Here is a 25,129-nt window from a genome sequence, read left to right on the forward strand (position 1 = left end):
AAATACCGTTCTGCAACGGGCTTTATGAAAAATGACGTTACATTTTAGGAGTATGGATCAGAAAACGATAGAGAGCCTTTAAATAAAGGCTGTAAGGCGATGATTGGTTAGGCTTGTAGCCCATCGCGGGCAAAAAAAGGCCCGCTATGAGGGCGGGTCTAATGGGGATTTTCAAAGGAGTAGAGGTAAGTTGCGCCCGATCCTGTCGATGGCGGGTGAAAAGGATGTCGAAGAAACGCGAAACCGGGTGCTGCAGCTGGGTGATCGAGCCGGATGTTCGGGTGCGTGCTCTATTGGGCAAACCCGTCAGCGTCGGCAGTTCAAGGCGGCTACCTGCATTTTGCCAGCGTCCCCCACATTGACGATGCTCAGGCTGTCAGCGCCAACCTCGGCGGCTTTATTGAATGCGGTGTTCAGAGCGTCGCCGTTGGATGAGCCCTGCACCGTGAAGGCTTTGACGACGTGGCAAGCGTGGGCGGATGAGGCCGTGACGAGGTTGACCTGTTTGCCCGCTTCAGTCAGTTGGGTGGTGCAAGCGGGGATCAATACCGCGATGAGGATCAGCAGAGGGGCGGCATGTAGGTTGCGCATGGCGAAAGCACTCCTGGGGTTCCTGCGGCATCTGGCGGGTGCCGAAGATGTCAGCCGCGGATGCACGATAGCAGAGCGTGAGGTTCATCAGAAACCAAAAGCCCTGCGACAAGGCAGGGCTCTTTTCAGCGCGGCTGTCGATCAGCCGTGCAGGGTTTCCGCTGCATACAGCGTGTTTTCCAGCAGGCAGGCACGGGTCATCGGGCCAACGCCACCCGGTACCGGGGTGATCCAGCCGGCACGGGGCAGGGCGGTTTCGTACACCACGTCGCCGACCAGCTTGCCGTCTGCCTGGCGGTTGATGCCGACGTCGATGACGATCGCGCCTTCCTTGATCCACTCACCTTTGACCAGGCCCGGCTTGCCGGCAGCCACTACCACCAGGTCGGCGCGGCCGACGTGACCGGCGAGGTCCTTGGTGAAGCGGTGGGTCACGGTCACGGTGCAGCCGGCGAGCAGCAGTTCCATGGCCATCGGGCGCCCGACGATATTGGAGGCGCCGACGATCACGGCGTCGAGGCCGTAAAGGTTGACGCCGGTGCTTTCCAGCAGGGTCATGATGCCTTTGGGCGTGCATGGGCGCAGCAGCGGGATGCGCTGGGCCAGGCGGCCGACGTTATACGGGTGGAAGCCGTCGACGTCTTTGTCCGGGCGGATGCGTTCGAGCAACTGGGAGGCGTCCAGATGCGCGGGCAATGGCAGTTGCACCAGAATGCCGTCGATGTTCGGGTCATCGTTGAGGCCGTCGATCAGGTCGGTAAGGGCCTGCTGGGTGGTCTCGGAAGGCAGGTCGTAGGCCTTGGAAATAAAGCCGACCTCTTCACAGTCTTTACGCTTGTGCGAGACATAAACCTGAGACGCAGGATCGCTGCCGACCAGGATCACCGCGAGGCCAGGCGTGCGCAAGCCTTGCTGGCTACGCTCGGTGACGCGTTTGGCGATCTGCTGGCGCAGGCTGGCGGCGATTGATTTGCCGTCGATAAGTTGTGCAGTCATTACGCGTGATTAACCATCGAGAGGGGGAAGAAAAGTGCGCGCATTCTCGCATGCCAAGACGTGGGGGCAAAGGCGCTTGGTCTGCAAATTGGCCTAACCCCTTAAATAAAATGAATTTTTTTCAAAAAAGATTTGACGGCTTTCCGGCGCGTCTATACTATTCGTCGCACTTGTCGGGCACAGCCTAGCACTGGTTAAGAAGGTCTAGCAGGATTGTTGTTCTGCAAGGCTGGAAGCACTTAGTTTGTAATCCTCCAAGAGTACAGATTAATCAGGCGCCCGTAGCTCAGCTGGATAGAGCATCCGCCTTCTAAGCGGATGGTCGCAGGTTCGAGTCCTGCCGGGTGCGCCATTAGGCAGCTTTGGCACAAGTAGCGTTAGATGGTGGGCGTAGCTCAGTTGGTAGAGCACGGGATTGTGACTCCCGTTGTCGAGGGTTCGATCCCCTTCGTCCACCCCATATTTTGAAAAGGCGCCAGATTAATCATCTGGCGCCTTTGCTTTAAGAGCTTCAAGCGCGGATGTGGTGGAATTGGTAGACACACTGGATTTAGGTTCCAGCGCCGCGAGGCGTAAGAGTTCGAGTCTCTTCATCCGCACCAATTAAAGCTTTGCCCGGCCGGAAGGCGGGGTCAGGCTCGACAAAGAAGTGGTTTGGTTTCTTTGTTAACGCAATATGGTGGGCGTAGCTCAGTTGGTAGAGCACGGGATTGTGACTCCCGTTGTCGAGGGTTCGATCCCCTTCGTCCACCCCATATTCGAAAGGCGCCAGATTTAACAGTCTGGCGCCTTTTTTGTTTTAGTGGTTCGAGTATTCCGCGGCTGCAGGTTCTGGGTCGCAAGGCAGGGCGTTTCGTCGTATTTATGTGTCTCGATGATGCCGCGCTGCCTGCCGGTCCTGTTCGCAGGGGCGGCCGTCAGGGAGATGATTGGCGACTTCTTCTATATATAGAAGGGTCGGCGCAGAGCCCTGGCGCGATTGGCTGTATTTGTCACCGGGGCGAGGCGCAACAGTGTCTTCGTACCGATAAATTGCCTGCTGTTTTTTTACCCGTTTCCAGTAGGGTGACTTCTTGAGTTTGACCCACTAGAATGCATGCCCTTGATTCTGGGGTCGGAAACGGCCGGCTAACGTCTGTGCAACGAGGAATATCCATGCAAGTTTCTGTTGAAAATACTACTGCTCTCGAGCGCCGCCTGAGCATCACCGTGCCGGCAGAGCGCATCGAGACTGCGGTCAACAAGCGTCTGCAGCAGACTGCCCAAAAGGCCAAGATCGCTGGCTTCCGTCCAGGCAAAGTGCCAATGAGCGAAATCAAGCGCCGTTTTGGTGCTGATGCGCGTCAGGAAGCGGTAGGCGACGTGATCCAGGCGTCGTTCTACGAAGCGGTTGTCGAGCAAAAGCTGAACCCGGCTGGTTCGCCTTCGATCGAGCCTAAGTCCCTGGAAGCGGGCAAGGACCTGGAATACGTTGCTGTATTCGAAGTGTTCCCAGAGTTCGAAGTTGCCGGCTTCGACGGTATCGCGATCGAGCGCCTGAGCGCCGAAGTGGCTGATGCCGACCTGGACAACATGCTGGAAATCCTGCGCAAGCAGAACACCCGTTTCGAAGTGGCCGAACGTGCTGCCCAGAACGAAGACCAGCTGAACATCGATTTCGTGGGCAAGGTTGACGGCGAAGCATTCGCTGGCGGCTCCGCCAAAGGTACTCAACTGGTGCTGGGTTCCAACCGCATGATCCCGGGCTTCGAAGACGGCCTGGTTGGCGCAAAAGCCGGCGAAGAGCGCGTTCTGAACCTGACTTTCCCGGCTGACTACCAGAACCTGGACCTGGCCGGCAAAGCCGCCGAGTTCACCGTGACGGTCAACAGCGTGTCCGAGCCTAAGCTGCCAGAGCTGAACGAAGAGTTCTTCGCTCAATTCGGCATCAAGGAAACCGGCATCGACGGCTTCCGCACCGAAGTTCGCAAGAACATGCAGCGCGAGCTGCGTCAGGCCATCAAGTCCAAGGTCAAGAACCAGGTCATGGACGGTCTGCTGACCGCCAACCCGATCGAAGTGCCTAAGGCTTTGCTGTCCAACGAAGTGGATCGCCTGCGCGTACAAGCCGTTCAGCAGTTTGGTGGCAACATCAAACCTGACCAACTGCCGGCCGAGCTGTTCGAAGAGCAAGCCAAGCGCCGCGTCGTGCTGGGCCTGATCGTGGCTGAAGTGGTCAAGCAGTTCGACCTCAAGCCTGACGAAGACCGCGTTCGTGAAATGATCCAGGAAATGGCTTCGGCCTACCAGGAGCCTGAGCAGGTTGTGGCTTGGTACTACAAGAACGACCAGCAACTGAACGAAGTACGTTCGGTTGTGCTGGAAGAACAAGTTGTGGATACTGTTCTGCAGAAGGCTAAGGTGACCGATAAAGCGGTCTCTTACGAAGAAGCAGTCAAGCCGGCGGAAGCAGCACAAGCCGACTGATTGTCCAACTCGTTTGAAATACAACCATAAGCCAGCCTCGCGCTGGCTTATGCGTTTTCAAGACATGACTATTTGGGAGTAACTGCAGAGCATGTTCCGTAATTCCTATATTCAGCAGAACTCTGATATCCAGGCCGCAGGCGGCCTGGTCCCGATGGTTGTCGAGCAGTCCGCTCGTGGCGAACGCGCCTACGACATCTACTCGCGCCTGCTCAAGGAGCGAGTGATCTTTTTGGTGGGGCCGGTAGAGGACTACATGGCCAACCTGATTTGTGCGCAACTGCTGTTCCTTGAAGCGGAAAACCCGGACAAGGACATCCATCTTTACATTAACTCGCCGGGCGGTTCGGTGACCGCGGGCATGTCGATCTACGACACCATGCAGTTCATCAAGCCAAACGTGTCGACCACCTGCATTGGCCAAGCCTGCAGCATGGGCGCTTTCCTGCTGACCGCAGGTGCCGAAGGCAAGCGTTACTGCCTGCCGAACTCGCGCGTGATGATTCACCAGCCACTGGGCGGTTTCCAGGGCCAGGCATCGGACATCGAAATCCATGCCAAGGAAATCCTCTTTATTCGTGAGCGTCTTAACACGCTGATGGCCAAGCACAGCGGGCACACCTTGGAAGAAATCGAGCGTGATACCAACCGTGACAATTTCATGAGCGCCGAAGCCGCGCGTGATTACGGGTTGATCGACGCAGTGATTGACAAGCGCCCCGCTTAATATAAGCAGCTCAAAATAGGCCAGGTCGGCAAGTCCGATCACCTGCGGGCTTGAAAAAGCCCGCATAAGCCTTCATCTTGTGTTGCAAGCCTATCGGATTTGGATCGAACGAATGACTGACACCCGCAACGGCGAGGACAACGGCAAGCTGCTCTATTGCTCCTTCTGTGGCAAAAGCCAGCATGAAGTACGCAAATTGATTGCCGGCCCCTCGGTCTTTATCTGCGACGAGTGCGTCGACCTGTGCAATGACATCATCCGTGAGGAGGTGCAGGAAGCCCAGGCCGAAAGCAGCGCGCATAAATTGCCTTCGCCTAAAGAAATCAGCGGCATCCTTGATCAGTACGTGATTGGTCAAGAGCGTGCAAAAAAGGTTCTGGCCGTAGCGGTGTACAACCACTACAAGCGTTTGAACCAGCGTGACAAGAAAAACGACGAAGTCGAGCTCGGCAAGAGCAACATCTTGCTGATCGGTCCTACAGGCTCGGGTAAAACCCTGCTTGCGGAAACCCTCGCTCGCCTGCTGAACGTTCCGTTCACCATCGCCGACGCCACCACCCTCACCGAGGCTGGCTACGTGGGTGAGGACGTCGAGAACATCATTCAGAAGTTGCTGCAGAAGTGCGACTACGACGTAGAGAAGGCCCAGATGGGTATCGTCTACATCGACGAAATCGATAAGATTTCGCGCAAGTCCGACAACCCGTCGATCACTCGGGATGTTTCCGGTGAAGGCGTGCAACAAGCCTTGTTGAAACTGATCGAAGGCACGGTTGCTTCCGTACCGCCACAAGGCGGCCGCAAGCATCCACAGCAGGAATTCCTTCAGGTTGATACGCGCAATATCCTGTTCATCTGCGGCGGTGCGTTCTCCGGTCTGGAAAAGGTTATTCAAAACCGTTCCACCCGTGGCGGCATCGGCTTCAGTGCGGAAGTGCGCAGCAAGGAAGAAGGCAAGAAGGTGGGCGAGTCCCTGCGTGAAGTCGAACCTGACGATCTGGTCAAGTTTGGTCTGATCCCGGAATTCGTTGGTCGTCTGCCGGTCCTGGCGACATTGGACGAGCTGGATGAGGCTGCTCTGATTCAGATCCTCACCGAGCCGAAAAACGCCCTGACCAAACAATATGCCAAGCTGTTCGAAATGGAAGGCGTAGACCTCGAGTTCCGTACCGACGCACTCAAATCAGTGGCCAAGCGGGCACTGGAGCGCAAAACCGGTGCGCGTGGCCTGCGTTCGATCCTCGAAGGCGTATTGCTCGACACCATGTACGAAATCCCCTCGCAGTCCGAGGTGAGCAAAGTGGTGATCGACGAAAGTGTTATCGAAGGCAAGTCCAAGCCACTGTATATCTATGAAAACAGTGAGCCGGCTGCCAAGGCTGCGCCAGACGCGTAAGCGTCCGGCTGCTGCATAACAACAAGGGGCCTTTAGGGGCCCCTTTTGTTTTAAGGGCGTGTTTTTCCTGCATTTAACTGCTGGCATTGAGCTTGTTTTTTTTGCCGGCAGCCCCCATCTTGGTTTCATGCTTACTTTTCAACTGTCATAGAGGCGAAATCATGAAGACAACCATCGAATTGCCTCTCCTGCCGTTGCGTGATGTCGTCGTCTATCCGCACATGGTTATCCCGCTGTTCGTGGGGCGCGAGAAGTCTATCGAAGCCCTCGAGGCCGCGATGACGGGCGACAAGCAGATCCTGCTGTTGGCCCAGAGAAATCCTGCTGATGATGATCCAGGCGAAGACGCCCTGTATCGCGTCGGTACCGTTGCGACTGTCCTGCAATTGCTCAAGCTGCCCGACGGCACTGTCAAGGTGTTGGTGGAAGGTGAGCAGCGCGGTGCGGTCGAGCGCTTCATGGAGGTGGACGGCCACCTGCGCGCCGAAGTGGCACTGATCGACGAAGTCGAGGCCCCGGAGCGCGAGTCCGAAGTATTTGTACGCAGCCTGCTCTCGCAATTCGAGCAGTATGTGCAGTTGGGCAAGAAAGTCCCGGCTGAAGTCCTGTCTTCCCTCAACAGCATTGATGAGCCTAGCCGCCTGGTCGACACCATGGCCGCGCACATGGCGCTGAAAATCGAGCAGAAGCAAGACATCCTCGAAATCATCGACCTGCCGGCCCGTGTCGAACACGTCCTGGCGCTGCTCGATGCCGAAATCGACCTGCTGCAGGTTGAAAAGCGCATTCGTGGTCGCGTGAAGAAACAAATGGAGCGCAGCCAGCGCGAGTACTACCTGAATGAGCAGATGAAGGCCATTCAGAAAGAACTCGGCGACAGCGAGGAAGGCCACAACGAAATCGAAGAGCTGAAAAAGCGCATCGATGCCGCCGGCCTGCCGAAAGACGCCCTGACCAAGGCCAACGCCGAGCTGAACAAGCTCAAGCAAATGTCGCCGATGTCGGCCGAAGCCACCGTGGTTCGTTCCTACATCGATTGGTTGGTGCAGGTGCCGTGGAAGGCTCAGACCAAGGTGCGCCTGGACCTGGCTCGCGCCGAAGATATCCTCGATGCCGACCATTACGGCCTCGAAGAAGTCAAAGAACGCATTCTCGAATACCTTGCCGTGCAAAAGCGCGTGAAGAAAATTCGTGGCCCGGTGTTGTGCCTGGTCGGTCCGCCGGGTGTGGGTAAAACCTCCCTGGCCGAGTCGATTGCCAATGCCACCAACCGTAAATTCGTGCGAATGGCCCTTGGCGGCGTGCGTGATGAGGCGGAAATCCGTGGTCATCGCCGCACATATATCGGTTCGATGCCAGGAAGATTGATTCAAAAGATGACAAAGGTCGGCGTGCGCAACCCGCTGTTCCTGCTCGATGAAATCGACAAAATGGGCAGCGACATGCGTGGCGATCCGGCATCGGCCTTGCTCGAAGTGCTCGATCCCGAGCAGAACCACAATTTCAACGACCATTACCTGGAAGTCGACTACGACCTGTCCGACGTGATGTTCCTGTGTACCTCCAACTCCATGAACATTCCGCCAGCGTTGCTGGACCGGATGGAGGTGATTCGTCTGCCGGGTTACACCGAAGACGAGAAGATCAACATCGCCGTCAAATACCTCGCGCCCAAGCAGATTTCGGCCAATGGCCTGAAAAAAGGCGAGATCGAATTCGAGGTCGAGTCGATCCGCGATATGGTGCGTTACTACACCCGCGAGGCCGGTGTACGGGGGCTTGAGCGCCAGATTGCGAAGATTTGCCGCAAGGCGGTCAAGGAACATGCGCTGGAAAAACGCTTCTCGGTGAAGATCACCGCCGATGTGCTGGAGCACTATCTGGGCGTGCGTAAATTCAGCTACGGGTTGGCGGAACAGCAGGATCAGGTAGGGCAGGTGACTGGCCTGGCGTGGACCCAGGTGGGTGGCGAGTTGCTGACCATCGAAGCCGCGGTGATCCCGGGCAAAGGCCAATTGATCAAGACCGGTTCCCTGGGTGACGTGATGGTCGAATCCATCACCGCCGCGCAGACCGTGGTGCGCAGCCGTGCTCGGAGCCTGGGGATTCCCCTGGACTTCCATGAGAAGCACGACGTCCATATCCACATGCCGGAGGGGGCGACCCCGAAAGACGGCCCTAGCGCTGGCGTAGGCATGTGTACGGCCCTGGTATCGGCCCTGACCGGCATTCCGGTACGCGCCGATGTGGCCATGACCGGGGAAATCACCCTGCGTGGCCAGGTATTGGCCATCGGTGGTCTGAAAGAAAAATTGCTCGCCGCACACCGGGGTGGAATCAAGACCGTGATCATTCCTGAAGAGAATGTCCGCGACTTGAAGGAAATTCCTGACAATATCAAGCAAGATCTTCAGATTAAACCGGTTAAATGGATTGACGAGGTCCTGCAAATTGCGCTGCAATACGCGCCGGAGCCCTTGCCGGATGTGGCTCCGGAGATAGTCGCGAAGGACGAAAAGCGCGAGTCTGATTCCAAGGAAAGAATTAGCACGCATTAATGCGTTAAAGCCTGGGGGCTTCCTTGACAGCTTTTTAGAGCCCTTGTTATAAAGCGGCTCTTAAGTGTCTGTAGGCCATTCAGCACTGGTTTTTGCTTTCACCAAAAAACTTAGAATCATACTCAATAGATATATAAGGGGACTTAGAGTGAACAAGTCGGAACTGATTGATGCTATCGCCGCATCCGCTGATATCCCGAAAGCTGCTGCTGGCCGTGCGCTGGACGCAGTAATCGAATCCGTCACTGGCGCTCTGAAGGCCGGCGATTCGGTGGTACTGGTAGGCTTCGGTACTTTTTCTGTGACTGACCGCCCAGCTCGCACTGGCCGTAACCCACAGACTGGCAAAGCACTGCAAATCGCTGCTGCCAAGAAACCAGGTTTCAAAGCCGGTAAAGCCCTGAAAGAAGCCGTTAACTAAGCCTCGATCAAGCCTTTACCTACCCGGGTCCGACGCAGGTCTGGCCTGGCAGCGGAGCGGCAGCTGACCCACGTATCCATCGGGTCACCACGCCGGGGGTGTGGGTTCTAACCCCCGTCCGCTCCGCCAGTTACGAGAGAAGGCGCATCCTCGGATGCGCCTTTCTTCTATCCGGACTCTACCCACGCTCCACGGTTGCCAATTTTTGAAGTTCAACCGTTTCTGGGGGACGCATGCTGCAAAATATCAGGGACAATTCACAAGGCTGGATTGCCAAGACCATTATCGGGATCATCGTCGCATTGATGGCGTTCACCGGTATCGAGGCTATTTTTCAGGCTTCGACCAACACCAAGCAGGACGTGGCCAAGGTCAACGGTGAAGCAATCACCCAGACCGAACTGAGCCAGGCCGTCGACATGCAACGTCGCCAACTGATGCAACAGATGGGCAAGGATTTCGATGCTTCCCTGCTGGACGAAAAACTGCTGCGCGACGCGGCGCTCAAGAGCCTGATCGATCGCAAGCTGGTACTGCAAGGTGCCGCTGATTCCAAGTTTGCCTTCTCTGACGCCGCGCTGGACCAAGTGATCCTGCAGACGCCGGAGTTCCAGGTGGACGGCAAGTTCAACGCCGAGCGTTTTGACCAGGTGATCCATCAACTGGGCTACAGCCGTCTGCAGTTCCGTCAGATGATGACCCAGCAAATGCTGATTGAGCAGACTCGCTTGGGCATCCTCGGTAGCGCCTTCGTGACTGATGCGCAGGTGCTGGCATTCGCCCGCCTGGAAAAACAGACCCGCGATTTCGCCACCGTCAATATCAAGGCCAACCCTGCGGCGGTGAAACTCACCGACGACGAGGTCAAGGCTTACTACGACCAGCACGCCAAAGAGTTCATGACCCCGGACCAGGTGGTCATCGACTATCTGGAGTTGAAGAAGTCGTCTTTCTTCGACCAGGTCACCGTCAAGGACGATGAACTGCAGGCAGCGTATGAGAAAGAAACCGCCAACCTCGCTGAGCAGCGTCGTGCGGCGCACATCCTGATTGAAGTCAACGACAAGGTCACCGACGCTCAAGCCAAGGCCAAGATCGAGGAAATCCAGGCGCGCCTGGCCAAGGGTGAGCAGTTCGAAGCCCTGGCCAAGGAGTTCTCCCAGGACCCGGGTTCGGCCAGCAATGGCGGTGACCTTGGTTTTGCCGGTCCTGGCGTCTACGATCCGGACTTCGAAGCTGCCCTGTACGCCTTGAATAAGGACCAGGTCTCGGCACCGGTGCGCAGCACCTTCGGTTGGCACCTGATCAAGCTGTTGGGCGTTGAAGCGCCAGAAGTGCCATCGTTCGCCAGCCTGAAAGACAAGCTGACTCACGAGCTCAAGAACCAACAGGTTGAACAGCGTTTTGTCGAAGCGACCAAGCAATTGGAAGATGCGGCGTTCGAAGCCTCCGACCTGGCTCAGCCGGCCTCCGATCTGAAGCTGACCGTTCACACCTCTGCGCCGTTTGGTCGCGAAGGCGGTGAGGGTGTCGCGGCCAACCGTGCCGTGGTCACTGCCGCGTTCAGCCCGGAAGTGTTGGATGAGGGTGCCAACAGCACCGCCATCGAGCTCGACCCGGAAACCATCATCGTGCTGCGGGCCAAAGAGCATCTGAAGCCTACGCAACTGCCGCTGGAAAGCGTGGCAGCGGCGATCCGCACCCAGATGACCAAGGAGCGCGCCAGCGCGGCCGCCAAGACTCACGCTGACGAGTTGATCGCCAGCCTGCGTGATGGCAAGACCCCGCTGAACCAGCCCGTTGATGGCCAGGCCTGGAAAGTCACCGAAGCGGCTACCCGTAGCCAGGAAACGATCGACCCGGTGGTGCTGCAAGCCTTGTTCCGCATGCCCAAGCCTGCGTCCAAGGACAAGCCGACCTTCGCCACCGTGACCCTCGCTGATGGCAGCCTGGTGATCGTGCGCTTGAACGGCGTCACCGAAGCGGCGGCTCCATCGGACGATGAGAAGGCGCAATACCGCCGTTTCCTCGCTTCCCGTGTTGGGCAGCAGGATTTCGCGGCGTACCGCAAGCAGCTGGAAACCAAGGCTGAGATCAAGAAGTACTGATCTCGGTTTGAATTAAAAGCCCCCGGCCTGAAAAGACCGGGGGCTTTTTCATGCGCGTTTGCAAAGGGCCAGCAACATCAACGCCACTACCGCCCAGGGAAACGCGAGCACGCCCCAGCTCTGCAACAACAACCCGCCCGCCAGACCGCCACCGGCAATGCCCAGGTTCCATACCGTCACCAGCATCGACTGCGCGGCGTCCGCCGACTCGCCCGCCGACTTGGCCAGGGCGGTTTGCAGCAAGGCCGGTAGGCCACCGAATGCCAGCCCCCAGGCCGCGACGGCGATGTAGATGATCGCCGGCGAGTCGATCCAGAACGCCAACGCCAGCGCCGACAGGCCAAACAGCATGCAACTGAGTAGCACCAGCGGGCGCAGCCATCGATCGATCAGCAGGCCCACCAGCCAGATGCTCAACAACGCCGTCAGGCCAAACACCAGCAGTACCCGGTCGATATCGGCCTGGATGCCGGCGGGCTCCAGCAGGGGGGCGATGTAGGTGTAGAGAATGTTGTGCGCCAGCACGTAGGTAAAGGTCACCCAAAGCACCGGGCGAATACCGCGCAACCTCATCACCTGGCGCAGGCCCAGGCGTTGTTGTGCTGCTTGGCCGGCGAAGTCCGGGAGTTGCCAGCGCGCCCAGAGCAGCAATGCCAGCGTCAGCCCGGTCATGATCGCAAAACTCAAGCGCCAGCCAACGAGGGTGCCCAGCAGGGTGCCGGCCGGCACGCCCAGGGTCAGGGCCAGCGGTGCGCCAAGCATTGCGATGGCAATCGCCCGGCCTTGCAGGTGGGGGGCGACCATACGACTGGCGTAACCGGCCAACAGGGCCCAGAGCAACCCGGCGAATACCCCGGCGAAAAAGCGCGCTACCAGGGTCAGCCCGTAGTGACTGGATATGGCCGTCACGCTGTTGACCAGGGCGAAGCCAGCAATGGCCACCAGCAGTAGGGGGCGTCGGCGCCAACCCCGCGTCAGCAGCGTCAAGGGGATGGCCGCGAGCAATGATCCGAGTGCGTAGAGCGTGACCAGTTGGCCAACCAGGGCGGGCGACACACCCAGGCCTGCGCCCATCTGCGGCAGGAGCCCCGCGGGCATGGCTTCGGTGAGGATGGTGATAAAACCCGCGCAAGCCAGGGCCAACAAGCCTCCCAGCGGCAGCACGTCAGGCTCGGCGTTCGCCGGGCAATGGGTAAGTGAAGGGTTGTCGCTCATGACGCTTGATCCATATAAAAGGGGCAAGGCGGCAGAGTAAGGGGCTGTGCTGTGCGGAAAAACAGGCTAAGGTTCCGAACTTAGCGGACGTAGGTGTCCGTAATCAGTCGAGGCGTGATCATGGACAGCTTGAGCAGCCTGTCGGTATTTGTGCAGGTGGCGGAGACGCGCAGCTTCACCGTCGCCGGTCGCGTGCTGGGGGTATCGTCGTCGGCCGTGGGCAAAAGTATCGCGCGCATGGAAGAGCGCCTGGGCGTCAGGCTGTTTCACCGCAGCACGCGCAGTATCACCCTGACCAGCGAAGGCTCGCTGTTTCTTGAGCGTTCGCGGCGCATTCTGGCCGAGGTCGAGGCGGCCGAGCAGGAATTGACGGACGCCAGCGCCACGCCGCGCGGCAAGTTGCGCGTCAGCCTGCCGCAGGTACGCGGCTTGTTGATGCCGGTGCTCAGCGACTTTATGCGCGCCTACCCGGATATCGAGTTGGATGTGGATTTTTCCGACCGCATGGTGGACGTGATCGAGGAAGGTTTCGATGCGGTGATTCGCACAGGCAAGCCCGAAGATTCGCGCTTGATGGCGCGGCATCTGGGCTATTACCAGTTGGTGCTTGTGGGCACGCCGGGCTACTTCGCTCAACACGGCACCCCGCAGCAACCGCAGGATCTCAACGATCACGCGTGCCTGCGGCACAAATTCTGCGCCACCGGCAAGCTGGAAAACTGGCCGTTGCGTCACCTGCCGGGCGCCGCCGAGCCGACCTTGCGTACACCGCTGGTCAGTACCACCATTGAGTCCCTCAACCATGTGGTACACGAGGGATTGGGCATCGCCTGTCTGCCCGACTACATGGTCAACGAGGCCGTGGGGCAGGGGCGCTTGCTACGGGTGTTGGATGATTATCTCGAACACCGTGGCAGTTTCTGGATACTGTGGCCGTCAAGTCGTCATGCATCTGCCAAGTTGCGCGTGTTTATTGACCATATGTGCGCCGGGCTTTTCCCTGCAGGCACCGCTGTGTAGGCTTGTGACGTTTTATCGACAGGAATGCGCGCGCCAAGGCCTCGTTCTGTTGCACAATACCGCCCAGACCGTTTTCCTCAGGATTTTCAATGTCGACATCATTTCACTTGCGTAGCCTCGGGTTGGCGCTGGTGTTGGCGGGCGCCACGGGCTGCTCGTCACCCAAGACCGCTGTTTACGAGCACGAAAATTTCGACGACTCCGGTACGTTCTCCCGTAATTACCCGGTCAGTGACATCGCCGCGTGCGAGGCCGCACGCCGTGCCTTGCTGAGCCAGGGCTACATCATCACCAGCAGCGATCCGAAGCTGGTGGTGGGTAACAAGAGTTTCCAGCAGACCGGCGAAACTCACATGCAGATCAGCTTCAATGTGGTGTGTGCCAATGATGGCAAAGGTAAAAGCCACTCGACGATGTTTGCCAACGCCCTGCAGGATCGTTATGCGCTGAAGAAGGTCAACAACTCCGCCAGCCTGGGTGTGGGTGTGCTGGGCTCGGTGTCGATGCCGATCGGCTCCACCGACGACTCGATGGTGAAGGTGGCGAGTGAGACTGTCTCGGCGCCGAAGTTCTACGAGCGCTACTTCGCGCTGGTGGATGTGTTCCTGCCCCAAGAGGTGAAGAAGACCGAACATATTCCCGAACAGCCCAAGGCTGAACTGGGGGTGCCGGAACCCAAAGTTGCCCCGGCAGCGGAGCAGGTGCCAGCGCCGAAGGAAGAACCTGTAGCGCCGGCCGTCTCGACGCCGGTTACACCGGCACCGGAGCCTGCGCCGATCGTCCCGCAGGCAGAACCGAGCCCTGCGCCGGCACCGGCACCTGCGCCAACCACGCCGGACCTGCCGCCGCCGACAGAGGCGATTCCGCCCCTGCCGACGCCCGCGCAGTAAGTCAGACCGCTACGGGATTGGTCTTGTCGACATTGATCCCGTAGCGACTGATCGCCTCACTGAGTTTCTCGCGACCTATCAGCCCGTCATCGGCCAGCGCCTTCAGTGCCGCCAGCACAATGAAATGCCGGTCCACCTCGAAGAACTCGCGCAAGGCCTCCCGGGTATCCGACTGCCCGAAGCCGTCCGTGCCCAGCGCTACAAAGCGTCGGTTCGGCACAAAGGGGCGGATCTGGTCGGCGAACAGCTTCATGTAGTCAGTGGCCACCAGCACCGGACCCGTATGCCCGGCCAAGCATTGCTCGACGTAACTCAAGCGCGGCTCGTGTTCCGGGTGCAACAGGTTCCAGCGTTCGGCTTCATGCCCGTCACGGCGCAGCTCGGTCAGGCTGGGCGCACTCCATACGCTGCTGTGTACGGCGAAATCCTTGTCGAGCAACGCTGCCGCGGCGATCACTTCCCGCAGGATCGAACCGCTGCCCATCAATTGCACCTGTGCCTGCTGGTGTGTGCTCAGCGGATACAAACCCTTGAGAATGCCTTCTTCCACGCCTTCGGGCATTGCCGGGTGCGGGTAGTTCTCGTTGAGCAGGGTGATGTAGTAGTAAATGTCCTCCTGCTCGACATACATGCGCCGCATGCCTTCGCGAATGATCACCGCCAGTTCGTAGGCAAAAGTCGGGTCATACGATACACAGCACGGAATCACCGACGCCAGGATATGGCTATGCCCATCATCGTGTTGCAAGCCTTCGCCCATCAGGGTGGTGCGCCCGGCCGTGGCACCCAGCAGGAAGCCGCGTGCCCGGGCATCGCCTGCCGCCCAGGCCAGGTCGCCGACGCGCTGGAAGCCGAACATCGAGTAGAAAATATAGAAGGGCACGGTCATCAGAGCATGGTTGCTGTAGGACGTACTCGCCGCGATCCAGGAGGCAATCGCACCGGACTCATTCAGACCTTCCTGCATGATCTGTCCGTCCTTGCTCTCTTTGTAGTAGCTCAGTTGCCCGGCGTCTTGTGGGGTGTAGAGCTGGCCGACGGCGGAGTGAATGCCGATCTGACGGAACAGGCTTTCCATGCCGAAGGTGCGTGATTCGTCCGGCACGATGGGCACGATCAGCTTGCCCAGGTGCGGGTCCTTGAGCAGTGTGCCGAGGATCCGCACAAAGGCCATGGTGGTGGAGATGGCGCGCTCGCCGGTGTCTTTGAGCTGGGTCGCGAAAGCGCTCAGTTCAGGAATCTGCAGCGATTCGACGGCGCTGTGGCGCGCCGGCACGTAGCCACCCAACGCCTGGCGCCGGGCGGCGAAGTAGCGCGCCTCTTCGCTGTCGGCAGCCGGCTTGAGGTAAGGAATTTCAGCCAACTGCTTGTCGGGGACTTCCAGGCCGAAGCGATCACGGAACGCTCTGACGGCGTCGGCGCCCATTTTTTTCAGCTGATGGTTGATGTTCTGGCCTTCGCCGGCTTCGCCCATGCCGAAGCCCTTGACGGTTTTCGCCAGGATCACCGTGGGTTGGCCTGAATGACTCATGGCGGCAGCATAGGCGTTATAGACCTTGTCCGGGTCATGACCGCCGCGTGAGAGTTTCCAGATGTCCTCGTCTGACAGGTCCGCAACCAATGCCAGCAACGCCGGGTATTTGCCGAAGAAATGTTCGCGCACGTAGGCGCCGTCCTGGGATTTGTAGTTCTGATAATCACCGTCCACGCACTCCATCATGCGTTGGCGCAGCAGCCCGCTCTGGTCTTTTTCCAGCAGTGCATCCCAGCCGCCGCCCCAGATTACCTTGATCACATTCCAGCCGGCCGCGCGGTAGAGGCTTTCGAACTCCTGGATCACCTTGGCATTGCCGCGTACTGGGCCGTCCAGGCGCTGCAGGTTGCAGTTGACCACGAAGATCAGGTTGTCGAGTTTTTCACGCCCGGCCAGGGAAATGGCGGCCAGGGATTCCGGCTGGTCCATTTCGCCATCACCGAGGAACGCCCAGACCTTGCGGCCCTGGTGCTGCTTGAGCGCACGCAACTCCAGGTAGCGCATAAAGCGCGCCTGGTAGGCGGCGGTGATCGGTCCGAGCCCCATGGACACGGTGGGGAATTGCCAAAAATCCGGCATCAGCCGTGGGTGCGGGTAGGACGACAAGCCCGCACCGCCCGTTTCGCGGCGGAAGTTGTCGAGCTGGGCCTCGCTGATGCGGCCTTCGAGATACGCGCGGCCGTAGATGCCGGGGGAGGAGTGGCCCTGGATGTAGACCAGATCGCCATCGAAGGTGTCGGTGCGCCCACGGAAAAAGTGGTCGAAGCCGACGTCATACAGCACGGCGGCCGACGCGTAGGTGGCGATATGCCCACCGACGCCGGAGTGTTTACCGGCGCGCAGCACCATGGCCATGGCGTTCCAGCGGATAAACGCACTGGTGCGGCGTTCGAGGGCCAGGTTGCCAGGGTAGGGCAACTGGCGGTCCAGCGGGATTGTGTTGATGTAGGGCGTGGTTACCCGCCCGTAGACGTCACCATGTTGCGCCACGTCGAAATCCAGCAACTGGTCGATCAGGTAGTGGGCACGCGGGCGGCCTTCGGTGGACAGCACCGATTCGATGGCTTCCAGCCATTCGCGGGTTTCCTGTGGGTCGTCGTCCAGTCTTACTGCGGTATTCGGGGTCATGTGAGGCTCCAGGGTCGGCGAATATCAAGCAGCGTGCTCCTTGTGGGAGCGGCGCGCATATAGTTGCAATTGCAACTACATGTCTGAATCTAGCGCGGGATGAGCTACTATTGCAACCTTCTTGAAATTCCCCGGATGGTGTTGCATGTCGTCGAAAGAGCCTGATGTCTGGTTCCGTTTTGTCAGGGCCCACAGGACGGTCATCCGTGAAATCGAGCGGCGCCTGGCTGCGGCCGACCTGCCGCCCTACGCCTGGTACGACGCATTGTGGGGCCTGGAAAGCGGCCCCGAAGGTACTCGGCGCATGCATGAATTGGCCGATGTGCTGGCCATCGAGCGCTACAACCTGACGCGCCTGGTGGACCGCCTGGAAAAAGACGGCCTGGTGGTGCGCTCCCGCTCCGACGGCGACGGCCGTGCCGCGTTTGCCACGATCACCGAGGCCGGCCGGGTGTTGCGCAAAAAGATGTGGGGCATCTACGAAAGCACGGTGGATGAGCTGTTCCTGTCGCAGATCGCACCGGAGCAGCGCCAGGGGTTTGCCGAAGCCCTGGAACGTACTGCCGGGTTGGCGATGGAGGCCGGTGTGCAGGTCCGTAGCCGGCGCAAATCCTGAGACACGACGATTCAACGTGGAAGATGGCGTGGTCCCGATCACAGGCAGCTGTCGACTGACCCACCGCTATCGGGAGCAAGCCCCTCGCGCCGTTGTTCGCATTCCGGCTCATTGCAGTGAGTAGCGCTTCATCGCCCGTTCGACCTGCTGTGCAGCGATAAGCCCGTCCTTCGCCAGGGCGCTCAATGCAGACACCGCAATCCAATAACGACTGGGCGCCGATGCCTGTACCGAGCCCGCGCCCAGCCCCACGAACCGCGCATCCACGTAAGCCGCCAACGGGTCGACAATCGGCTGTGCATAGCCGGTCACTGCAATCACCGGCGCGGCATTCCCGGCCAGGCACTCGCGCAAGTGGCTGCTGCGTCTGGGGGCGGTGGGGTGCAGGCGATTCCAGCGTTCGGCGGCCGCGGCTTCTCGGGCCAGCCGCGTGTAGCTGGGGCAACTCCACAGCTGCGCGGTAATATTCCAGTCCTCTGCCAACAAGCGTTTGGCCTGCACGACCTCTTCAAGCGCCCGACCTGCGCCGAGCAAGCGCACGTCCCCTGGGGCATCGCGCTGGAGCGGATACATACCCTTGAGCGCATCTTCACGGTCCTGCTCGGTCAACGGTACTGCGTTGTCGTCGTCATGTAGCGCCAGGTAGTAAAACCCGGGCTTGCCGTCGATATACAAGGTGCGCAGTCCCGCCAGCACAATCGCCCGGACTTCCTCACCCGTGGCAGGATCGTAGGGTGTGCAATGCGGATTGCTCGCCAGCCACAGCGGGAGAGAAGGCTGTGCGCCCTTGGGCCAGGCCGAGGGTTGGGTTTCGATGTCGTTGCACAGGATGCCGCGCTGTGCCGTCTCGGCCGACAAGGCACACAGTTGTGCCGACGACACCGCGCTGTGCAGGTACAGCAACGGTTTTTCCGCAGTTTTGCGCGCAAACCAGACGGGCCAACTGCCCACGCGCCGGGAACGGGACTGGCCGCGAATCACCCAGGCCTGCCGGCTGGCTTCCAGGGTGTTGGCCATGCTCATGACGGTGTGCAATGGCGAACTTCGTGTATGTCCGGCCTGGTTCAACGCATCACAGCAAAGCTGTGCGGCGTGCGCGGTGGTGGCAATCATCGGTCTGACTCCTCGGCAAGGGAGGCTTACCCTAAGGGAAATCGACTTATAATTGCAATTGCAATGGTTGCAATTGTTTTTCGATGACCCAGTGCTAAATCCGCACAACGCTGCTACGTTTAATCTGAACGTGCAGGAACGTCATGACACCGACATTTTTCCGTCATCACGGCACATTAGGCTGGCTGTGCAGGTCATTTACCTGCGGCTGCTTTCAACTCAAAAAGGAGTTCACCATGGACGATTACCAAGAAGAACTGCTGGAGTACCAGGCCTTTGAATGGGACCCTTTGGACCCCGCCGACGACGCTACTGAGCTGTAAGACCGGCTTCAGGCGGATTGCCGCTGACTGCGGCGAAATTCCCCTGGGGTCTGGTTGTTCCATCGCCTGAACGCCCGTTGAAAGGCCTGGGCCGAGGCAAAACCGAGCAAGTAGGCGATCTCGCCGAATGCCAGTTCCGTATCGCGGATATAGGTCATGGCCAGGTCGCGGCGGGTATCGTTGAGGATCGCCCGGAACTGAGTGCCTTCATCGGCCAGTTTGCGGCGCAGGGTCCAGGTCGGCAGCTTCAAGCGCGCCGCCACTTCTTCCAGGTCGGGTTCCCGGCCGCCATTGAGCATCGGCCCGAGCAAGCGGGTAATGCGCTCGCGCAGGCTGCGGGTGCGGGTCAACTGCTCCAACTCCCTTTCACACAGTTGTAACAGCAGTTGCCAGGTACTCGGGCAATGCTCCGGGTTGCGCAGCGCCAGGGTTGTCTGGCTCAGGCGCAGTTGATTGGCCTCGGCGCCGAAGTGGACCGGGCTGTCACCCAGCACGCTGTATTGTTCGCTGTAGTCCGGTGCTTCGAATTCGATCTCGATGCGCTGCGCCTGTACCGGCTGCTGGGCCAGGCTCGACAGTTGGTGCAGCCAGCCGGCGATGATCGAGTCGACCACAAAGCGGTTATAGGCGTTATACGGGCTGATGGAGTAGAAACGCAGCCACGCGCCTTCGGCGTCTTCATGAAAGCTCGACTGCCCGCGATAGTTGGAGCCGTACAGCGCTTCAAAGCGCGTGAGCGTGCGGGCCGCTTCGCGCACGTTGGGCGCCTGGGCGGCCGTGACACCGGCCAGGCCGGCCTGGCTCAAGCGGCTCGACTGGCCCATGCGCAGGCCGAGGCCCGGGTCGCCGGTCAGTTGAATGGCAGCATGGCCCAGGCGCATGTAACGCGGGATCGACAAGCGCGCGCCGGCTTCGGCGAGCCGTAGCGGGTCCAGGCCGTATTGCAGCAACAGCGGTTGCGGGTCCAGGCCGTGGCTGCTGATGGCGTCGGCCAGGGTGTGCACGAAGCCCACCGACAGATCCCCCAGGCGTACCGGCTTCACGGCGTTACAGCCAGATATTCAGCAAGCGCGCGCCACGGGCGTCGCCGTCGGCGAACACCTGGCCGTTGCTGCTGAGAAAGCTCTGGCCGGCGCTGCCCAGGTCCCAGAACTGCCCGCGCAGAAACACACTCATGCCCGCGATGGCCTGGCTGATGGGCGGCTGGCTGATCAAGGTCAGGCGCCGCCAGGCTTCGCCTTCGCTGAGTTCTTCGGGTTTGAGGCTGATTTCCGCGGGCGTCGACACGCTTTTGAAGCCGCGCCAAGGGCGGCCCCAGGTGTCGCGGCCGATAACAAACGCGGGGACTGCGATCAACCTTGCACCTTGCTCATTGAGCTTGCGGTAGTTGTCCGGGTACCAGCTGTCGCTGCCGATCAGGATGCCCAGGCGTCCGGCCGGGGTGTCGACCACGCTGACGGTGTTTTCATCCCCGGGCGCAATGAAGCCGCGCTCGTCGTAGATCGGGTAGAGCTGACGCTGCGGCTGGCCCAGGGGCAGGCCATCGGCCGCAAATACCAGGCTGGCGTTGTACAGCGCGCCATGCCCGACCTGCAGTTGCCCCTCGCTCACGCTGGGGTTGGGCAACGCGATGGAACCGGCCACCAGGGTCACGCCAAACTCCTTGGCCAGGCCGCCGAACAGCACTTGGTAGTCCCGCGCCATTGCCGGGGCTTTCATGCGCAAGTACGCGTCGTCCATGCGGTTGTCGCCGGTGGCGCTGATCCAGGCACGCATGAACTGCAGCGGGTTGCTGATCGACAGCCAGTTCATCGCATCTTTCAGGTGGGTCGCCTGATACAGCTCGTTTTTTTCGCCGCTGAGCATCAGCCAGGTGCCGATATGTTCCGGCAGCACCACGATGGTTTTTTCATTGATCAGCCCCTGGTTTCGCGCCGTTTGCAGGTAGGCCGCGAGCTTCAGGTGTAGGCGTTCCAGGCTCTGGTAGTCGCCGGGGAACAGTTCCGGCTGAATGCCCAGCAGGTTGCCGCGATCGGCAGGCTGGCCTTCGTTGACGGCCAGGGTGATGCGCAGGTCGGACAGGTAATGCGCCACGGGGCGTTCCTGGGTCCAGGCCAGATAGGCGGCGACGGCGGCAACCAGCGCCAGGGTGACGGTAAAAGCGAGAAGTTTACGCATGGGGGAACAGACAACAGACCGAGTGCAGGGTTCGCGACTAGGGTAGGGCCCGCGGCTCGGCTTGCCAAGAGGCGCTGTGCATTTGGATCAATAACTTGTCAGTTTCGGTCATTGAGTGCTAGCCGAACGCCTCTTAGTCTGTGGGACATAAACCGATGGCAAGCCGTAAGAGCGTGCCACGTCCCGTGATGATCCGTTGTGGAGCTTGACCATGACCGCTGCTGCGTACCCGCACCTGCTGGCCCCGTTGGACCTGGGTTTTACCACCTTGCGCAACCGTACCCTGATGGGCTCGATGCACACGGGGCTGGAAGAAAAACCGGGCGGTTTCGAACGCATGGCGGCCTACTTCGCCGAGCGCGCCCGTGGCGGCGTGGGCCTGATGGTCACCGGCGGCATTGGCCCGAACGATGAAGGTGGGGTGTATTCCGGCGCGGCCAAGCTGACCACCGACGAAGAGGCGCAGAAGCACAAGATCGTGACCCGCGCCGTACACGAAGCCGGCGGCAAGATCTGCATGCAGATCCTCCACGCCGGCCGTTATGCCTACAGCCCCAAGCAGGTGGCTCCGAGCGCGATCCAGGCGCCGATCAACCCGTTCAAGCCCAAGGAACTGGACGAAGCGGGCATCGAGAAACAGATCCAGGATTTCGTCACCTGCTCGCTGCTGGCGCAATCCGCCGAATACGACGGCGTGGAAATCATGGGTTCCGAAGGCTACTTCATCAACCAGTTCCTCGCCGCCCACACCAACCACCGTACCGACCGTTGGGGCGGCAGCTACGAAAACCGCATGCGCCTGGCGGTAGAGATCGTGCGCCGGGTGCGCGAAGCGGTCGGCCCGAACTTCATCATTATCTTCCGCCTGTCGATGCTCGATCTGGTGGAAGGCGGCAGCAGTTGGGAAGAAATCGTGCAACTGGCCAAGGCCATCGAGCAGGCCGGTGCGAGCATCATCAACACCGGGATCGGTTGGCACGAAGCGCGCATTCCGACCATCGCCACCAAGGTGCCGCGGGGCGCGTTCAGTAAAGTCACCGCCAAATTGCGCGGCGCGGTGCAGATCCCGCTGATCACCACCAACCGCATCAACACCCCGGAGATTGCCGAGCAGATCCTCGCCGCAGGCGATGCCGACATGGTCTCGATGGCGCGGCCGTTCCTCGCCGACCCGGAGTTCGTCAACAAGGCCGCGGCCGGTCGTGCCGATGAAATCAACACCTGCATCGGTTGCAACCAGGCCTGCCTCGACCACACGTTCGGCGGCAAGTTGACCACCTGCCTGGTCAACCCGCGCGCGTGCTACGAGACCGAGCTCAACTACCTGCCGGTCAAACAGATCAAGAAAATCGCCGTGGTCGGCGCCGGTCCCGCGGGCCTGGCCGCTGCCACGGTGGCGGCCGAACGCGGCCATCAGGTGACGTTGTTCGATTCGGCCAGCGAGATCGGTGGCCAGTTCAACATCGCCAAGCGCGTGCCGGGCAAGGAAGAGTTTTTCGAGACCCTGCGTTATTTCAACCGCAAATTGCAGACCACCCATGTGGAGGTGTGCCTCAACACCCGCGTCGACGTCGCGCAACTGACGGCAGGCGGGTACGACGAGATCATCCTCGCCACCGGTATCGCCCCACGCACGCCGGCAATTGCGGGCATCGATAACCCGAAGGTGCTGAGTTACCTCGACGTGATCCTCGAGCGCAAACCCGTGGGCAAGCGCGTCGCGGTGATCGGTGCCGGCGGTATCGGCTTCGACGTGTCGGAGTTCCTCGTGCATCAGGGCGTGTCCACCAGCCTGGACCGCGACGCGTTCTGGAAAGAGTGGGGCATCGACACGCAGTTGCAAGCGCGTGGCGGCGTCGCCGGGATCAAGCCGCAACCGCACCCGCCGGCGCGCGAGGTGTTCCTGCTGCAGCGCAAGGCTTCCAAGGTCGGTGACGGGTTGGGCAAGACCACCGGCTGGATTCACCGCACCGGGTTGAAGAACAAGCAGGTGCAGATGCTCAACAGCGTCGAGTACCTGAAGATCGACGACGCGGGCCTGCATATCCGCATCGGCGCCGAGGGCGAGCCGCAATTGTTGGCGGTGGACAACATTGTGATCTGCGCCGGCCAGGACCCGTTGCGCGAATTGCAGGACGGCCTGGTCGCAGCGGGCCAGAACGTGCACCTGATCGGCGGTGCCGACGTCGCCGCCGAACTCGACGCCAAGCGCGCCATCAACCAAGGCTCGCGCCTGGCGGCTGAGTTGTAAAACGCCGAGAAGGGGCAGTGTTAGACTACTGCCCCTTTTTCATACGGACTTGCGCCGATGGGCCCTTTCGACTGGCTCCCCCATGCGCCCCTGGAACCGCTGCCGCTGGATTGGCTGAACGGGGTCGAACTGGCCGTGCTGCGCCTGGACCGCATCGACCCGCTGATCAGCGGCAACAAGTGGTTCAAGCTCAGCGAACACCTGGCCCTGGCGCAACAGGCCGGTGCCGACGGGATCATCAGCCTCGGCGGGGCGTACTCCAACCACCTGCATGCGCTGGCGGCGGCCGGCAAGCGTTTTGATTTTCCCACCGTCGGCCTGTTGCGCGGCCATCCCCAAGACACACCCACCGTTCTCGATTTGAAAGCCTTCGGCATGCAGTTGCATTGGCTGGGCTATGGCGGCTACCGCGCGCGGCATGAACCCGGTTTCTGGCAGCCGTGGCACGAACACTATCCCCATCTCTACCCGGTGCCCGAAGGCGGCGGGGGCATCGCCGGGGCGTTGGGTTGCGGCGTATTGGTCGAGCAGGCGCGTGCGCAATTGAGCAACGTGGGGTGGGACGATTACGACGCATGGTGGCTGGCGGCAGGCACCGGCACGACTGTGGCCGGGCTGGCGTTGGCCGAGGCGGGGGGACATCCGGTATACGGTGCAATGGCGGTGCCGGACGATCACGGCGTGGCGCAGAACGTGCGCGCTATCGTGCAGGACGGCTATGCGCTGTTGGACGCCAGCCGGGGTGGCTTCGCCAAGGTCGACCCGTTGTTGCTCGACTTTATCGAGACCACGCAACGGGCCTGCGGCCTGCCGCTGGAGCCGCTCTATACCGGCAAGGCACTGCTGGCGTTGAAGCAACAGGTCGAAGCCGGACGCTTCCCTCCCGGCACGCGTCTGATCTTCGTCCACACCGGCGGCTTGCAAGGCCGCCGAGGGTTGGCTGCCTAACGCTTGGGCAGCATGCGCAACACGGTGTTATCGCGGATGAAGTAGTGGTGGTACAGACCTGCCACGGCATGCAGGCCGATCAACCAATAACCGATGGAGCCGCCCAGCTCGTGCCACTCTTTGATCTGCTTGGACAAGTCCTTGTTTTCGCCGATCAGGGGCGGTAACTCGATCCCATAGAACATCACGGAATGCCCTTGGGCGCTGACGATCAGCCAGCCAGCGATCGGCATGCCGATCATGAAGGCATACAGTGCAAAGTGCATCAGGGTCGCCAGCAGGCTCTGCCATTGCGGCGGCGCCGGTACGATTTTCGGCGCGACCCCCAGCGAGCGGGCAAACAGGCGCAGCCAGACCAGCACAAACACGGTCAGGCCGAACATGAAGTGCATTCCCACGATCAGCGCCCGCCCGCCACTGCCTTTGGGGAAGATCCCGCGAAACTCAATACAGGCGTAGACCACCGCCAGCAGCACCACCATCAACCAGTGCAACGCAACCGACATGGTGCTGTAACGTGACTCGGAATTTTTCCACGGCATCGCTTGATTCCTCACTCATCAGGGCAAACCTCCGTTCTTTGGCGACGAAGTCCTTTTACTGTAAGCCTGTTTTGCAGGGTTTGCCCGGCGCGAATGCCGTTGAGTTGA

At 60.2% G+C, this 25,129-nt stretch carries 20 protein-coding genes and 4 tRNA genes; 16 read left to right on the forward strand and 8 right to left on the reverse strand.

Annotation, left to right across the window (positions count from 1 at the left end; translation table 11 throughout):
- Nucleotides 1-306 precede the first annotated feature (306 nt).
- Both INT12_RS17050 and folD read right to left on the reverse strand, forming a co-directional pair.
- Nucleotides 307-591, reverse strand: a complete 285-nt coding sequence (locus INT12_RS17050) for a hypothetical protein (protein WP_017848150.1) — start codon at nucleotides 589-591, stop codon at nucleotides 307-309.
- A 141-nt stretch (nucleotides 592-732) separates the two neighbouring features.
- Nucleotides 733-1,587: a bifunctional methylenetetrahydrofolate dehydrogenase/methenyltetrahydrofolate cyclohydrolase FolD gene (gene folD, locus INT12_RS17055; protein WP_017848149.1), complete on the reverse strand. Its 855-nt coding sequence runs from the start codon at nucleotides 1,585-1,587 to the stop codon at nucleotides 733-735.
- A gap of 275 nt (nucleotides 1,588-1,862) precedes the next feature.
- Between folD and INT12_RS17060 the strand changes: the two genes are divergently transcribed.
- The 10 genes from INT12_RS17060 (at nucleotide 1,863) to INT12_RS17105 (ending at nucleotide 11,263) form a co-directional block, all read left to right on the forward strand.
- Nucleotides 1,863-1,939: transfer RNA gene (locus INT12_RS17060), tRNA-Arg, on the forward strand.
- 32 nt (nucleotides 1,940-1,971) lie between these two features.
- Nucleotides 1,972-2,047: transfer RNA gene (locus INT12_RS17065), tRNA-His, on the forward strand.
- Between the two features lie 57 nt (nucleotides 2,048-2,104).
- A tRNA-Leu gene (locus INT12_RS17070) sits at nucleotides 2,105-2,189 on the forward strand.
- Nucleotides 2,190-2,266: 77 nt separating this feature from the next.
- Nucleotides 2,267-2,342 (forward strand) — tRNA-His (locus INT12_RS17075).
- Between the two features lie 400 nt (nucleotides 2,343-2,742).
- Entirely contained in the window at nucleotides 2,743-4,053 is a 1,311-nt protein-coding gene (gene tig / locus INT12_RS17080) for a trigger factor (protein ID WP_046382846.1), read from the forward strand.
- Nucleotides 4,054-4,144: 91 nt separating this feature from the next.
- Nucleotides 4,145-4,780 (forward strand): ATP-dependent Clp endopeptidase proteolytic subunit ClpP, encoded by a 636-nt coding sequence (gene clpP, locus INT12_RS17085; protein WP_017848147.1) that lies wholly within the window; start codon nucleotides 4,145-4,147, stop codon nucleotides 4,778-4,780.
- 112 nt (nucleotides 4,781-4,892) lie between these two features.
- Nucleotides 4,893-6,176 carry an ATP-dependent Clp protease ATP-binding subunit ClpX gene (clpX, locus tag INT12_RS17090; RefSeq protein ID WP_017848146.1) on the forward strand — a complete coding sequence of 428 codons (1,284 nt, stop codon included), beginning with the start codon at nucleotides 4,893-4,895 and terminating at the stop codon, nucleotides 6,174-6,176.
- A 161-nt stretch (nucleotides 6,177-6,337) separates the two neighbouring features.
- Complete coding sequence (gene lon, locus INT12_RS17095) at nucleotides 6,338-8,734, forward strand: endopeptidase La (protein WP_017848145.1); 2,397 nt, start codon at nucleotides 6,338-6,340, stop codon at nucleotides 8,732-8,734.
- 148 nt (nucleotides 8,735-8,882) lie between these two features.
- Nucleotides 8,883-9,155 (forward strand): HU family DNA-binding protein, encoded by a 273-nt coding sequence (locus tag INT12_RS17100; RefSeq protein WP_003174819.1) that lies wholly within the window; start codon nucleotides 8,883-8,885, stop codon nucleotides 9,153-9,155.
- A 233-nt stretch (nucleotides 9,156-9,388) separates the two neighbouring features.
- Nucleotides 9,389-11,263, forward strand: coding sequence for a SurA N-terminal domain-containing protein (locus INT12_RS17105; protein ID WP_193040136.1), 1,875 nt, complete (start codon nucleotides 9,389-9,391; stop codon nucleotides 11,261-11,263).
- A 48-nt stretch (nucleotides 11,264-11,311) separates the two neighbouring features.
- Here INT12_RS17105 and INT12_RS17110 read toward each other — a convergent pair whose 3' ends face one another.
- Nucleotides 11,312-12,478 (reverse strand): MFS transporter, encoded by a 1,167-nt coding sequence (locus INT12_RS17110; protein WP_193040137.1) that lies wholly within the window; start codon nucleotides 12,476-12,478, stop codon nucleotides 11,312-11,314.
- Nucleotides 12,479-12,598: 120 nt separating this feature from the next.
- On the opposite strand from INT12_RS17110, the gene INT12_RS17115 reads away from it, so the two are divergent.
- Nucleotides 12,599-13,498: a LysR family transcriptional regulator gene (locus INT12_RS17115; RefSeq protein ID WP_046382850.1), complete on the forward strand. Its 900-nt coding sequence runs from the start codon at nucleotides 12,599-12,601 to the stop codon at nucleotides 13,496-13,498.
- A gap of 89 nt (nucleotides 13,499-13,587) precedes the next feature.
- Nucleotides 13,588-14,388, forward strand: a complete 801-nt coding sequence (locus INT12_RS17120) for a DUF2242 domain-containing protein (protein WP_169884918.1) — start codon at nucleotides 13,588-13,590, stop codon at nucleotides 14,386-14,388.
- Nucleotide 14,389: 1 nt separating this feature from the next.
- Here the strand turns inward: INT12_RS17120 and aceE are convergent, their stop codons facing one another.
- Complete coding sequence (aceE, locus tag INT12_RS17125; RefSeq protein ID WP_193058938.1) at nucleotides 14,390-17,050, reverse strand: pyruvate dehydrogenase (acetyl-transferring), homodimeric type; 2,661 nt, start codon at nucleotides 17,048-17,050, stop codon at nucleotides 14,390-14,392.
- Nucleotides 17,051-17,195: 145 nt separating this feature from the next.
- Here aceE and INT12_RS17130 point away from each other — a divergent pair, with 145 nt between their 5' ends.
- Complete coding sequence (locus tag INT12_RS17130; RefSeq protein WP_108525050.1) at nucleotides 17,196-17,666, forward strand: MarR family winged helix-turn-helix transcriptional regulator; 471 nt, start codon at nucleotides 17,196-17,198, stop codon at nucleotides 17,664-17,666.
- A 108-nt stretch (nucleotides 17,667-17,774) separates the two neighbouring features.
- On the opposite strand, the gene INT12_RS17135 is transcribed toward INT12_RS17130, so the two are convergent.
- A complete protein-coding gene (locus INT12_RS17135) occupies nucleotides 17,775-18,779 on the reverse strand; it encodes a transketolase-like TK C-terminal-containing protein (protein ID WP_079444228.1) in 1,005 nt (334 codons plus the stop codon).
- A gap of 143 nt (nucleotides 18,780-18,922) precedes the next feature.
- Between INT12_RS17135 and INT12_RS17140 the strand changes: the two genes are divergently transcribed.
- Complete coding sequence (locus INT12_RS17140; protein ID WP_126585751.1) at nucleotides 18,923-19,102, forward strand: hypothetical protein; 180 nt, start codon at nucleotides 18,923-18,925, stop codon at nucleotides 19,100-19,102.
- 8 nt (nucleotides 19,103-19,110) lie between these two features.
- Here INT12_RS17140 and INT12_RS17145 read toward each other — a convergent pair whose 3' ends face one another.
- Complete coding sequence (locus INT12_RS17145; RefSeq protein ID WP_046485428.1) at nucleotides 19,111-20,145, reverse strand: AraC family transcriptional regulator; 1,035 nt, start codon at nucleotides 20,143-20,145, stop codon at nucleotides 19,111-19,113.
- Nucleotides 20,146-20,149: 4 nt separating this feature from the next.
- Nucleotides 20,150-21,280 carry a carbon-nitrogen hydrolase family protein gene (locus tag INT12_RS17150; protein ID WP_193040139.1) on the reverse strand — a complete coding sequence of 377 codons (1,131 nt, stop codon included), beginning with the start codon at nucleotides 21,278-21,280 and terminating at the stop codon, nucleotides 20,150-20,152.
- Nucleotides 21,281-21,491: 211 nt separating this feature from the next.
- Between INT12_RS17150 and INT12_RS17155 the strand changes: the two genes are divergently transcribed.
- Together INT12_RS17155 and INT12_RS17160 are read left to right on the forward strand one after the other, a co-directional pair.
- Nucleotides 21,492-23,531, forward strand: a complete 2,040-nt coding sequence (locus INT12_RS17155; RefSeq protein WP_017848135.1) for an NADPH-dependent 2,4-dienoyl-CoA reductase — start codon at nucleotides 21,492-21,494, stop codon at nucleotides 23,529-23,531.
- A gap of 57 nt (nucleotides 23,532-23,588) precedes the next feature.
- The gene (locus INT12_RS17160) at nucleotides 23,589-24,479 is read left to right on the forward strand and encodes a 1-aminocyclopropane-1-carboxylate deaminase/D-cysteine desulfhydrase (RefSeq protein WP_193058939.1); all 891 of its coding nucleotides are present in this window, start codon (nucleotides 23,589-23,591) and stop codon (nucleotides 24,477-24,479) included.
- Here INT12_RS17160 and INT12_RS17165 read toward each other — a convergent pair.
- Complete coding sequence (locus INT12_RS17165) at nucleotides 24,476-25,021, reverse strand: cytochrome b (RefSeq protein ID WP_193058940.1); 546 nt, start codon at nucleotides 25,019-25,021, stop codon at nucleotides 24,476-24,478. The two genes, INT12_RS17160 and INT12_RS17165, sit on opposite strands and share 4 nt — an antisense overlap.
- Nucleotides 25,022-25,129: the final 108 nt, after the last annotated feature.

Origin of the sequence: Pseudomonas sp. K8 (assembly GCF_014889455.1) — a bacterium.
Classification (GTDB): Bacteria; Pseudomonadota; Gammaproteobacteria; order Pseudomonadales; family Pseudomonadaceae; genus Aquipseudomonas; species Aquipseudomonas veronii.